Source organism: Pseudoxanthomonas sp. PXM04, from assembly GCF_014851695.1.
In the GTDB taxonomy this organism is placed as follows: Bacteria; Pseudomonadota; Gammaproteobacteria; order Xanthomonadales; family Xanthomonadaceae; genus Pseudoxanthomonas_A; species Pseudoxanthomonas_A beigongshangi.
In genome coordinates this window covers 166,707-179,058 of record NZ_JACVAG010000002.1, presented here as the reverse complement: position 1 = coordinate 179,058, position 12,352 = coordinate 166,707, and the positions used below count along the sequence as shown (strand labels likewise).

The window sequence follows — 12,352 nt, the reverse complement described above, 5'->3', positions numbered from 1 at the left end:
GTTGGGATGGGGGCGGGAAGTCGGTTTCGCGAGATAAATGAAATGCCGTCTTTGGTGGCGGCGCTTTGATTGAGGCTGGTTGGCTTCGGTTTGCCCCCACCCCAGCCCTCCCCCGCAGGCGGGGGAGGGAGCCAAGCATTCATCAGGCGGGAGAGGGAGCCCGGTGGTCGCTGATGATCTGTGCTTCTGCCCCTTCCCCCGCTTGCGGGGGAAGGCTGGGATGGGGGCGCCTTTCAAAACGCCCAACAAAAAAAAGGGCCTTGCGGCCCTTTTTTCATGCGCGATGCGCGCGGCTCAGTCCTTCTTGCGGACCGCGGCGCCGCTGGCCGGCGATTTCTCGCCCGCGAACGGGTTGAGCTTGCGGATCGCCCAGGGATACTTGGGCCACTCGCCGGTCAGCCAGGGGTGCTGCGGCTCGTTCAACTGCAGTACGCGGCGGGCATCGTCGGCCAGGGACTTGTTGCCCAGCTGCGTGTAGGCCTCGCCGAGCACGGCCACGGCGTCGTACTGGTACTCGCTCTGCGGATAGGTTTCCAGCAGGTAGCGGGCGCGGGTGGCGGCGGAAACCCAGGCGTCGCGGCGCAGGTAGTACAGCGCGGTGTCCATTTCGTGGCGGGCGAACTGGTTGCGCAGGTAGACCATGCGCTGGCGCGCGTCGGCCGCGTAGCGGCTGTTCGGGTAGCGCTCGGCGACGATGCTGAAATCGTTGTAGCCCTGCATCGGCGTGGACAGGTCGCGGCGGCTGGCATCCAGCTTCCACACCCGCTGCAGGAACACCGCGTCGCGGGTCGAGTTGGACAGGCCGCGCAGGTAATACATGTACGGCACGTTGCGGTGGGTCGGATAGGTGCGCAGGAACTTGTCGATCGAGGAGACCGCGTCGTCCAGCTTGCCGGCCTTGTACTGGGCGTAGGCCGATTCCATCAGCGCCTGCTCGGTGTACGGGCCGTACGGATACTGGGCCACCAGCGCGCGGAAGTTGGTCTGGGCGCGTTCCCAGTTCTCGTTCATCATCGCCTGGTGGGCGGTCTCGTACATCTGCTCGACCGGCTGGACTTCCACTTCCTTCTTGCGCTTGAACATGCCGCAGCCGGTACCGGTGGCGACGATGACGAGCAACAGCAGGCCGGTGCGGGCGACGGCGGTGAAACGGGTGGAAGCACGCTGGGTCATGGGCTGGCGGCAATGCCGCGGCAGGGAAACAGGCTGTCGATGATAGCCTAGGCGGTGCCCAAGCCATGAACAATCGGCGAACATCCCCGGTTTCCGCCGCCTCACCCCGATGACCGATACCCTGCCTACCGAGGCGCCGCGCACCGCGCGGGTGCCTGAATCCGCTGCCGGACGCCGTTTCGACGCCGTGCTGGCCGAGCTTTTCCCCGAATTCTCCCGTTCCCGCCTGGCCGAGTGGATCAAGTCCGGCGACGCCCGCCTGGACGGCCAGGCGGTCAAGCCGCGCGACCCGGTGCGCGGCGGCGAACTGGCCAGCCTGGCCGTGGTGCTGGAGACCCAGACCCACGCCGAGCCCGAAGACATCCCGCTGGACATCCTTTACGAGGACGAGCACGTCTTCGTGCTGGACAAGCCGGCCGGGCTGGTGGTCCACCCCGGTGCCGGCAACCCGACCGGCACCCTGGTCAACGCGCTGTTGCACCGGGATGCATCGCTGCACACCCTGCCGCGCGCCGGCATCGTCCATCGCCTGGACAAGGACACCTCCGGGGTCATGGTGGTGGCGCGCACCCTGCCGGCGCAGACCGCGCTGGTCGAGCAGCTCTCCTCGCGCGAGGTACATCGCCAGTACCTGGCGGTGGTGGTCGGCGCGATGGTGTCCGGTGGCACCGCCAATGCGCCGATCGACCGCCACCCGCGCGACCGCCTGAAGATGGCCGTGCGCGACGATGGCCGCGACGCGGTCACCCATTACCGCCTGCGCGAGCGCTTCCGCGCCCACACCGCGCTGGAGTGCCGCCTGGAAACCGGCCGCACCCACCAGATCCGCGTGCACATGGCGCACATCCGCTATCCGATCGTCGGCGACCCGCTGTACGGCGGCCCGCTGAAGCTGCCCAAGGGCGCCAGCGAGGAACTGGTGGCGGCGCTGCGCGGCTTCCGCCGCCAGGCGCTGCACGCCGAGACGCTGGAGTTCCGCCATCCGGTCGGCGGCGAGCCGATCCGGGTGTCCGCGCCGGTGCCGGCGGACATGCGGGAGCTGATGGCCGCGCTGCGCGCCGATACCGAGGCGCAGCGCGGATGAGCGCGACCCTTCCGGCCGACTGGCCGGCCCCGCCCGACGTGCGCGCGTTCACCACGCTGCGCCATGGCGCGGGCCGCTCGCGGGCGCCGTTCGACAGCTTCAATCTCGGTACCCGCTACGGCCAGTACCGCGATGACCCCGCCGTGGTCGAGGCCAACCGGGCCGAACTGATCGAACGATTCGAACTGCCGTCGCCGCCGCGCTGGCTGCACCAGGTCCACGGGACCGGTGTGGTGCGGTTCGGGCAGGAAGCGGCGGGGGACGAGCCGGATGGCGACGCCGCCGTCACCGCCGAGCCCGGCGTGGTCCTGGCCATCCTCACCGCCGATTGCCTGCCGGTGGTGTTCGCCAGCGATGATGGCCGGGTGATCGGCGCGGCCCACGCCGGCTGGCGCGGGCTGGCCGGCGGTGTGCTGGAGCGGACGGTGGAAAGCATGCGGGTGGCACCGGAACGGCTGCTGGCCTGGCTGGGCCCCGCCGCCGGGCCACAGGCCTACGAGATCGGCGAGGAAGTGCACGAGGCCTTTGTCGGCACCGACCCGCGCGCCGCGTCCGCATTCGAGCCGACCCGTCCCGGCCACTGGCGCGTGGATCTGTACGCGCTCGCGCGGTTGCGGCTGGAGGATGCCGGGGTGACCCGGATCCACGGCGGCGGCCTGTGCACGATCACCGACGCGCAGCGGTTCTATTCGCATCGCCGCGACGCGCAGACCGGGCGGATGGCGACCCTGGTATGGATGCAGCCGTAACGGCTGGCGCGGAGACGGCCCGGCCCCTGTTCGCCCGGTTGCTGGGAGAGGATTTCGCGGCGCTGCCCGACGTGGTGCGCCGGTTGCACCTGCGCGCCGGCCCGGCGCGATACCTGGGCGAGGTGGACGTGCGTCGCGGCCATGGCCTGCTGTCGCGCCTGTGCGCGGCGGCGACGCGACTGCCGCCGGCGGGAAATGGCGCCATCGCGGTCGACATCGACATCCAGCCGAATGCCGAGCGCTGGATCCGCCACGTGCGGGGACACGCGATGGCCTCGCGGCTGTGGCGCGAGGACGGCCTGCTGTGCGAGCAACTGGGACTGGTGCGGTTCGGATTCCGTCTGCGCGTGCGCGATGGCGGCATCGAATGGACGGTGGAGCGCGTGCGCGCGCTGGGCGTTCCGTTGCCGGCGCGCTGGTTCAGCGGGGTCCGCGCGCGCGAGTCGGCGCAGGGGGAACGCTATGCGTTCGACGTGCAGGCCGCGTTGCCGGTGATCGGCCCGCTGGTGCATTACCGGGGCTGGCTGGATGTCGCCTGAGGTGGATGTGGACACGGGCGCCGATGCCGGCGAGGCCGTCGTCGTGTTCGACGGCACCTGCGTGCTCTGCAATGGCTGGGTGGATTTCCTGCTTCGCCATGATCGACGCCGCCGCTATCGATTCGCCGCGATGCAGGGAACCGCGGGACGCGCGCTGCTGGCGCGGCATGGCCTGGATCCGGACGACCCGGCGTCGTTCCTGTTGCTGGAAGGCGCGCATGCGTGGACGGACACGGATGGCATCCGCCGCGTCCTGGCCGGACTGGGAGGGGGCTGGACGCTAGCGCACCTGATGGTGCTGGTGCCGCGCCGCCTGCGCGATGCGATCTATCGGAGGCTCGCGCTCAACCGATATCGCTGGTTCGGCACCACCGCATGCCGGATTCCCGATGAAACCGAGCGCACGCGATTCCTGGATTGAGGATTCCCTGTCGTCATCATTCCAGCGAAAGCCGGAATCCATGGGATGCCCGATGCGGGAACGTCGGGCAGGAGCACGACGGGTCCCGGCGTTCGCCGGGACGACGCAAGGTCGTGAGGCACAAGGGCTGATCGGGCGGACGCCCCGTCCGCGACTCCGGCCAGCCAGCTTTCGTCGCGGACGTGCGGTTGCCGCGCGGTCCCGTACCGCGGCGCCCGCCCGGTCAGTGGGTGGGCCTCCCGCGTTGCAGCGGGAGGCCGGCGGCTTCAGAAGCTGTAACGCACGCGCGTGTAGTAGTACGCGCCGTTGCTGCCGATCGGGGACAGCACGTCGTAGGGCAGGTTGCCGAAGTAGTAGATGTCCTGGTTCGACAGGTCCGGATACTCGTCGGTCAGGTTGAGGCCGCCCAGCGCCACGCTCCACTTCGGGCTGAAGCGGTACTCGACTTCCGCGTCCAGCTGCCACTTGGCCGAATAGGTCTGCTCCGGCTCGAAGCCGCCGCCGAAGTTGAAGATGCGCTTGGCGCTGCCGTGCCGGGTCGCCCGGCCCAGCAGCGACCACCTGTCGTTGTTCCAGTTGGCGCTGAGCACGCTGCGCGTGCGCGGCGCGGCGTCGGTCAGGGTGTTGCTCTCCTCGATGCCGAACAGCACGTAGGAGGGATCGATCGCCAGCAACTGCTCGGGCGTGGCGGTGATGCGCTTGATTTCGGTCTTGGCGTAGCTCCAGGTGCCGGTCAACTGCAGTTGTCCGCCGCCCAGGCCCTGGCGCCAGTTGGCGACCAGTTCGCCGCCCTCGGTGCGGGTGTCGGCGGCGTTGATGAAGAAATTGACGCTCTGCACGCCGGGCACCCCGAAGTTGTCCTGGACGAATTCGGTCAACGCGTCGCCGCTGATGCGTTCGGTCAGCGCCACGCGGTCGTCGATGTCGATGCGGAACACATCGAAGGACAGATCGAAATGATCGCCGATGCGGCTGGTGAAGCCCAGGCTCAGGTTGACCGACTTCTCCGGCTGCAGATCCTGCGCGCCGAGCGCGCGCGCGATCGGGTTGTTGACCGACAGCAGGCGGCCCTGCAGCAGCTGGCCGGAGGCGTCGTAGCCGGTGGAGGTGGATTCGAAGCCGATCTGGCTCAGCGACGGGGCGCGGAAGTTGTTCGACACCGAGCCGCGCAGCGCGAAGGCAGGCACGAACTCGTAGCGCGCGGCCAGCTTGCCGGTCAGTTCGCCGCCGAAGTCGTCGTAGTGCTCGTAGCGGGCCGACACGTCGGTGAAGAACTTCTCGCCGAACTGGCTGCTCAGGCTGGCGTACACGCTGGCCACGTCGCGGCTCAGGTCGGCGGTGTCCTGCGGGGTCAGGCCGCCGCCGGCCTGCGAGCCGGTCGGGCGATCGGTGTACGGGCCGGCCGCGTAGGAGGCCGGATCACCGGCGCCGGTTTCGTAGTCCTCCCGGCGGAACTCCACGCCGGTGGCGAAGGTGTGCGCGCCGAACACGCGGCTGACGTCGAAATTGAACAGCGCCTGCCGGAACTCGTAGTCGCCGGTGCGGAAACGGGTCGGGCTGGTCGGGCCCAGCGAGGCGTTGAGCGAATTGCGCAGCCGATAGGTGAAAGCGTTGCGGCCGTAGTTCAGGCTGGCGTCGTAGTCCCATTCGCCCCATTGGCCGCGCAGGCCGGCGACCACGGCGGTGTCGCGGTTCTCGCCCAGCGACAGCGGGCGATAGCCGTTCGGGTAGACCTCCTTCCAGTTGGCCACGCCGTCCGGGTAGCGGAAGTAGTTGGCGCCTTCGGTATCGCTCTGGTGGAAGGTGCCGAACGCATAGAGTTCGGCGGTGTCGCCGATCGGCAGTTCCGCGTTGAACCAGCCGTTGATGTCCTTGGATTCACCGTCGCCCAGCCAGTAGTTGCGCTTGCCGGCCAGGGCCAGGTTGTCCGGGGTCTGCTCCTCGAAGAACGGGATCTGATCAAAACCGGCGCGGTTGGTGCCGTTGCGCTGCTTGTACTCCAGGCCCACGCGCAGGAAGCCGCCTTCGCTGCCCAGCGCGGTGCCGACCTGGCCGCTGAAGAAACCGGCCTGGCCGTCGGTGACGGTGCGGCGGATCGGTTCGACGTCGGTGTGGTGCGCGCCGTAGCTCACCTCCAGCGCGCCGCCTTCCGGAGCGTCATTGAGGATCACGTTGATCACGCCGGCCACGGCATCGGAACCGTACTGCGCGCCGGCGCCGTCGCGCAGCACCTCGATGCGCTTGATCGCGCTGACCGGGATGGCATTGAAATCGACCGGCGTATTGCCCTTGCCGATCTTGCTGTCGGTATTGACCAGCGCGCTGGTGTGGCGGCGCTTGCCGTTGATCAGCACCAGTACCTGGTTCGGGCTGAGGCCGCGCAGCTGCGCGGCGCGCACATGGTCGGCGCCGCCTGAGTTGGACTGGCGCGGGAAGTTGAACGACGGCAGCAGTGCCTGCAGGGCGCTGCCGAGCTCGCCATTGAGCACGCCGGCCTTGCGGATGTCCTCGGCGGTCAACACGTCGACCGGCGCGGTGGATTCCAGCACCGTGCGGTCCCGCGCGCGGGTGCCGGTGACGATGACGGTGTCCAGATCGGTGGTGCCGGCGTCACTGGCGGTACCGGCCTCCTGGCCGAAGGCGGGAGTGGAGAGGACGAGGGCGATGGCGACGCCGAGCGGCGCCACGAGGGGGCGGGACATGGAAACTCCTGGAGCGATACGGGAAATCGGGGGGAGGGTGCGGCGGGTCTGGGGCCGGCGACACGGGTCAACGGCGATTGCGGACAGCCATCAACAGGAACAGCGGATCTGGCGGGAATGCATGCGTGGGGCCCTGGGAAGCGGCGGGACAGTCTAGATCTAACTATCCATCCGGATAAAGCGATATATTAACGCCCCGGCCGGGGAACCGGCCGCGTCGCGGTCATGGCCGCTGCCCATCTGCTCATGCCAATGGGTTATTTCGACGCGGAACGCCCCGGGCCGACAGTACCGTTCCCCCACGGAGTCGTTCCATGCGCCTGCGCCACACCCTGTTCCTGTCCCTGATCCTGGCGCTCGGCGCCTGCGCTACCGCGCCGCCCGGCGGCACCGCGGGTTCCGCCCCGGACACGGCGATCACCGCCACGATGCAGGGCGATGCGGCCCGGCCGGCGCAGGCGCAGCACTGGATCCGCAGCGAACTGTATTTCGGCGTGGGCACGGAAGGCGACGCGGCCAGCAACATCAGCGAGGCGCAGTGGCGCGCGTTCCTGGACAAGGAAGTGACCCCGCGCTTTCCCGACGGCCTGACCGTGTTCGACGCCTACGGCCAATGGCTGTTCCGCGGCAAGGACGGCCCGGAGCGGCTGAACTCGAAAGTACTGGTGATCCTGCACGAGGACAGCCCGCAGCGGCGCGCCGACATCGAAGCCATCCGCCTGGCCTGGAAGCAGGCGACCCACCACCAGTCGGTGCTGTGGTCGCGCCAGCCGGCGGAAGTTTCGTTCTGAGGGCATCCTCGCCATTCCTTTCCATGTGGGAGCGACGTGAGTCGCGATTGTGGAATTGGGCCCGTCGCGGAATTCGACGCGGCAGGGTTCCCGCCGCAACGGCGCTTTTCATGCGTGCGTAGTCGCAATCCGTGCCTCCAGGCGTCTGCGCATCGGGCTGGCAATCGCGACTTACGTCGCTCCCACAAGTCCGAACCGGCGCCGACACTCCGGCAATCCGTTCTGACACTATGACTTCCTCTCCCGCCCCCGAATCCCCATGACCGCTCAAACCCGCCCCCGCTGGTTCGTTCCCGGCGACCTCAACGGCTTCTTCGGCCTGGTCGTGGACAACCTGTCCATCCTCGGCTTCATCTCGGCCGCGCTGATCGGCATCTTCCAGTTTCCCGCCGAGGTGGTGTTCACCCGGATGTTCCCGGGCACCGCGCTGGGCGTGCTGGTGGGCAACCTCATCTACACCTGGATGGCGCACCGGCTGGCCGCGCGCACCGGCCGCGACGACGTCACCGCGATGCCGCTGGGCCTGGACGCGCCGACCAGCATCGGCATGGCGCTGCTGGTGCTGGGTCCATCCTTCGTCGCCTTCAAGCAACAGGGCCTGGATCCGCAGGCGGCCGCGATCGCCACCTGGCAGCTGGGCATGGCGTCGCTGGTGGTGATGGGCGTGCTGAAGCTGGTGCTGTCGTTCTGCGGTGACGCGATCACCCGCGCGGTGCCGCGCGCGGCGCTGCTGGGCTCGATTGGCGGCGCGGCGCTGACCCTGTTGGGCTTCCTGCCGCTGATCGAAACCCTGCGCTCGCCGGTGGTGGGATTCGTCACCTTCGGCCTGCTGCTGTACGTGCTGATCGCCAAGGGCAAGCTGCCGGTGAAGATTCCGGGCGTGCTGCTGGCCTTCATCGTCGGCACCATCCTGTACTACGGACTCGGCCTGGCCGGCCTGGGAACGCCCGGCTTCAAGCTGCCGGACGCGGTGCCGTTGACGTTCACCCTGCCGCTGCCGACGCTGGGTTTCCTCGACGGCCTGCCGCACACCGTGCCGTACCTGCCGCTGCTGCTGCCGTTCGGTTTGCTGATGGTGGTGGGCGGCATCAACGTCAGCGAAAGCGCGCGCGCGGCCGGCGACGATTACCGCACCCGCGACGTGCTGCTGGCCGAAGCGATCTCCACGCTGGTCGCCGGCTTCTGCGGCGGCGTGGCGCAGACCACGCCCTACATCGGCCAGCCCGCCTACAAGCACATGGGCGCGCGGCTGGGCTACACGCTGCTGACCGGATTGTTCATCGGCCTGGGCGGCATCCTCGGCTACGTGTCGGGGCTGGTGCAGTGGCTGCCGATCGCGGTGCTGGCGCCGATCATCGTCTACGTCGGCCTGGACATCACCGTGCAGGCCTTCCACGAAAGCCCGCGCCCGCACGCGCCGGCGGTGGCGCTGGCGTTCCTGCCGTCGATCGCCTACCTGCTGGTGATCAAGGTCGGCAATCCGGCGTGGATCGCGCCGGACAACTTCGCCGCGCTCTACAACGGAGTGGACGGGCACGGCCTGCCGGACCTGGCCGCGATCGTCACGCTCGGCAACGGCTTCATCATCACCGCGATGATCTGGTCGACCGCGCTGGTGGCGATGATCGACCAGCGCTTCCGCCGCGCGGCGGTGGTGTTGCTGATTGGCGCGGTGCTGACCCTGTTCGGTTTCATCCACTCGGTGGATCCGCGCGGCAGCATCTACCTGCCGTGGGACGTGCAGGGTTTGCCGAAGGCGATCCTGTGGCAGTTCTTCGGCGCATATGTCGCGCTGGCGACGCTGCTGGGGCTGCTGTCGCTGCAGAAACGATAGGACGGACCGAGACCCGTCCTACGACCGCAGCCAGGCCAGCTTGCGGGCCTTGGGCAGGCGCTTGATCTCCCACTCCGCGCGCGAGGCGCTGGCGCGGTCGGGGTAGGCACGGCTGGCGAGGATCCGTTCGGGCGGGTGCGCGCGGGTGTAGCGGGCGCCCTTGCCGGCCACGTGGGCCTGGAAACGGGCGTCCAGATCGTTGGTGATGCCGGCGTAGTAGCTGCCGTCCCGGCACAGCAGCAGGTAGAGATGCCAGACAGGGGACGGGGCGGCCATGGACGGGATTATGGCGACTGAACTTCCGTCTCAACAGACCTTGAAACAGCTCCCGCGAACCGCATCTGGGTACCATTGCCGGCGCTGCCCGGCCTCTTCTTCCCGAGGTATTCCCGATGCGGATGGACAAGCTCACCTCGCGCTTCCAGCAGGCGCTGGCGGACGCGCAGTCGCTGGCCGTGGGCCGCGACAACACCATGATCGAACCGGTCCACGTGCTGACCGCGTTGCTCGACCAGAACGGCGGCAGCACCCGTCCGCTGCTGGCCCAGGCCGGCGCCAACATTCCCCTGCTGCGCGAGCGGTTGGGCGAGGCGCTGGACAAGCTGCCCAAGGTCAGCGGCCAGCCCGGCAACCTGTCGATCGGCAACGATCTGGGGCGCCTGCTCAACGTCACCGACAAGCTGGCGCAGGAAAACGGTGATCAGTACATCGCCAGCGAGTGGTTCCTGCTCGCGGTGATGGACGATACCGGTGCGGCCGGCCAGGAGCTGAAGTCCGCCGGCGCCAACAAGCAGAAGCTGCGCGCGGCCATCGACAAGCTGCGCGGCGGCGAGAAGGTGCAGGCGGAGAACGCCGAGGACCAGCGCCAGGCGCTGGAGAAGTACACCATCGATCTGACCGAGCGCGCCGAGAGCGGCAAGCTGGATCCGGTGATCGGACGCGACGAGGAAATCCGCCGCACCATCCAGGTCCTGCAACGCCGCACCAAGAACAATCCGGTGCTGATCGGCGAGCCCGGCGTGGGCAAGACCGCGATCGTGGAGGGCCTGGCCCAGCGCATCGTCAACGGCGAGGTACCCGAGGGCCTGCGCGGCAAGCGCGTGCTGTCACTGGACATGGGTGCGCTGATCGCCGGCGCCAAGTTCCGCGGTGAGTTCGAGGAGCGCCTGAAGGCGGTGCTCAACGACCTGTCGAAGAACGAAGGCCAGATCATCCTGTTCATCGATGAGCTGCACACCATGGTCGGTGCCGGCAAGGCCGAGGGCGCGATGGATGCCGGCAACATGCTCAAGCCGGCGCTGGCGCGTGGCGAACTGCACTGCATCGGCGCGACCACCCTGGACGAATACCGCAAGTACGTGGAAAAGGACGCCGCGCTGGAGCGCCGCTTCCAGAAGGTGTTCGTCGGCGAGCCCAGCGTCGAGGACACCATCGCCATCCTGCGCGGGCTGAAGGAAAAGTACGCCGTGCACCATGGCGTGGAGATCACCGATCCAGCGATCGTCGCCGCGGCCACGCTGTCGCACCGCTACATCGCCGACCGCCAGTTGCCGGACAAGGCCATCGATCTGATGGACGAGGCCGCCAGCCGCATCCGCATGGAAATCGACTCCAAGCCGGAGGAAATGGACCGGATGGAGCGCCGCCTGATCCAGCTGAAGATCCAGCGCGAGGCGCTGAAGAAGGAAAAGGACGCGCAGTCGAAGCAGCGCCTGGCCGATCTGGAAAGCGAGATCGAAACCCTGCAGAAGCAGTTCAGCGATCTGGAGGAAATCTGGAAGGCCGAGAAGGCCACGCTCACCGGCGCCACCAAGATCAAGGAGCAGATCGAGCGCGCCAAGCTGGACCTGGAAGCCGCGCAGCGCCGGCAGGACTACGCGCGCATGAGCGAAATCCAGTACGGCCAGCTGCCGGCGCTGGAGAAGCAGCTCACCGCCGCGCAGGAAGCCGAGCAGAAAGGTTTCAGGCTGTTGCAGGACAAGGTCACCGACGAGGAGATTGCCGAAGTGGTCTCGCGCTGGACCGGCATTCCGGTCAGCAAGATGCTGGAAGGCGAGCGCGAGAAGCTGCTGAAGATGGAGGACGTCCTGCGCCATCGCGTGATCGGCCAGGAGGAGGCGATCAAGGTGGTGTCCGACGCGGTGCGCCGTTCGCGCGCCGGCCTGTCCGATCCCAACCGGCCTTCGGGCAGCTTCCTGTTCCTCGGCCCGACCGGCGTCGGCAAGACCGAGCTGTGCAAGGCGCTGGCCGAGTTCCTGTTCGATTCGGCCGACGCGATGGTCCGCATCGACATGAGCGAGTTCATGGAGAAGCACGCGGTCAGCCGCCTGATCGGCGCGCCCCCGGGCTATGTGGGCTATGAAGAGGGCGGCTATCTGACCGAGGCCGTACGTCGTCGCCCGTACAGCGTGATCCTGCTGGACGAGGTGGAGAAGGCGCATCCGGACGTGTTCAACATCCTGCTGCAGGTGCTGGACGACGGTCGCCTGACCGACGGCCAGGGCCGCACGGTGGACTTCCGCAACACCGTCATCGTGATGACCTCGAACCTGGGATCGAACCTGATCCAGGACATGTCCGACGGCGGCGACAGCCCGGAGAGCTATACCCAGATGAAGGCGGCGGTGATGGGCGTGGTGCAGGCGCACTTCCGGCCCGAATTCATCAACCGGCTGGACGACATCGTGGTGTTCCATCCGCTGGACAAGGCGCAGATCCGCGAGATCGCCCGCATCCAGACCCGCTACCTGGCCAAGCGCCTGGCCGAGCGCCAGATCGGGCTGGAGATCGACGATTCGGCGCTGATGCTGCTGGGCAACGTCGGTTTCGATCCGGTCTATGGCGCGCGACCGCTCAAGCGGGCCATCCAGACCCAGCTGGAGAATCCGCTGGCGCAGAAGATCCTGTCCGGCGAGTTCGGCGCGGGGGACACGGTGCGGATCGCCGCCGAGGGCGGCCACCTGGTCTTCCACAAGCGCGGCTGAGGCACCGGCCCGGAAAGGACAACGCGCCATGGGCATGCGTCCCATGGCCGCGCGCAGCGGTCGTGGCCGCTTCCC

The 12,352-nt window shown here is 68.3% G+C and carries 10 protein-coding genes; 7 read left to right on the top strand and 3 right to left on the bottom strand.

The window, feature by feature from the left end:
- Positions 1-294 precede the first annotated feature (294 nt).
- Positions 295-1,173, bottom strand: a complete 879-nt coding sequence (locus IB228_RS06790) for an outer membrane protein assembly factor BamD (RefSeq protein WP_183638982.1) — start codon at positions 1,171-1,173, stop codon at positions 295-297.
- 109 nt (positions 1,174-1,282) lie between these two features.
- On the opposite strand from IB228_RS06790, the gene rluD reads away from it, so the two are divergent.
- The 4 genes from rluD to IB228_RS06770 are packed head-to-tail and all read left to right on the top strand — an operon-like array spanning position 1,283 to position 3,966.
- Positions 1,283-2,257, top strand: a complete 975-nt coding sequence (rluD, locus tag IB228_RS06785) for a 23S rRNA pseudouridine(1911/1915/1917) synthase RluD (RefSeq protein ID WP_183638980.1) — start codon at positions 1,283-1,285, stop codon at positions 2,255-2,257.
- Complete coding sequence (gene pgeF / locus IB228_RS06780) at positions 2,254-3,006, top strand: peptidoglycan editing factor PgeF (protein ID WP_192197954.1); 753 nt, start codon at positions 2,254-2,256, stop codon at positions 3,004-3,006. Before rluD ends, pgeF begins: the two co-directional genes overlap by 4 nt.
- Positions 2,991-3,545 carry a DUF4166 domain-containing protein gene (locus IB228_RS06775; RefSeq protein ID WP_192197953.1) on the top strand — a complete coding sequence of 185 codons (555 nt, stop codon included), beginning with the start codon at positions 2,991-2,993 and terminating at the stop codon, positions 3,543-3,545. Before pgeF ends, IB228_RS06775 begins: the two co-directional genes overlap by 16 nt.
- Positions 3,535-3,966: a thiol-disulfide oxidoreductase DCC family protein gene (locus IB228_RS06770; protein ID WP_192197952.1), complete on the top strand. Its 432-nt coding sequence runs from the start codon at positions 3,535-3,537 to the stop codon at positions 3,964-3,966. The genes IB228_RS06775 and IB228_RS06770 overlap by 11 nt, the downstream gene beginning before the upstream one ends.
- Before the next feature lie 266 nt (positions 3,967-4,232).
- On the opposite strand, the gene IB228_RS06765 is transcribed toward IB228_RS06770, so the two are convergent.
- On the bottom strand, positions 4,233-6,668 hold the full coding sequence (locus tag IB228_RS06765; protein WP_192197951.1) for a TonB-dependent receptor: 2,436 nt from the start codon (positions 6,666-6,668) through the stop codon (positions 4,233-4,235).
- A 314-nt stretch (positions 6,669-6,982) separates the two neighbouring features.
- Between IB228_RS06765 and IB228_RS06760 the strand changes: the two genes are divergently transcribed.
- Together IB228_RS06760 and IB228_RS06755 are read left to right on the top strand one after the other, a co-directional pair.
- Positions 6,983-7,459: a DUF3574 domain-containing protein gene (locus IB228_RS06760; RefSeq protein ID WP_192197950.1), complete on the top strand. Its 477-nt coding sequence runs from the start codon at positions 6,983-6,985 to the stop codon at positions 7,457-7,459.
- A gap of 259 nt (positions 7,460-7,718) precedes the next feature.
- Complete coding sequence (locus IB228_RS06755; protein WP_192197949.1) at positions 7,719-9,293, top strand: hypothetical protein; 1,575 nt, start codon at positions 7,719-7,721, stop codon at positions 9,291-9,293.
- Between the two features lie 18 nt (positions 9,294-9,311).
- Here the strand turns inward: IB228_RS06755 and IB228_RS06750 are convergent, their stop codons facing one another.
- A complete protein-coding gene (locus IB228_RS06750) occupies positions 9,312-9,569 on the bottom strand; it encodes a GIY-YIG nuclease family protein (protein WP_183638966.1) in 258 nt (85 codons plus the stop codon).
- A 116-nt stretch (positions 9,570-9,685) separates the two neighbouring features.
- On the opposite strand from IB228_RS06750, the gene clpB reads away from it, so the two are divergent.
- Entirely contained in the window at positions 9,686-12,277 is a 2,592-nt protein-coding gene (gene clpB / locus IB228_RS06745; protein WP_183638964.1) for an ATP-dependent chaperone ClpB, read from the top strand.
- Positions 12,278-12,352: the final 75 nt, after the last annotated feature.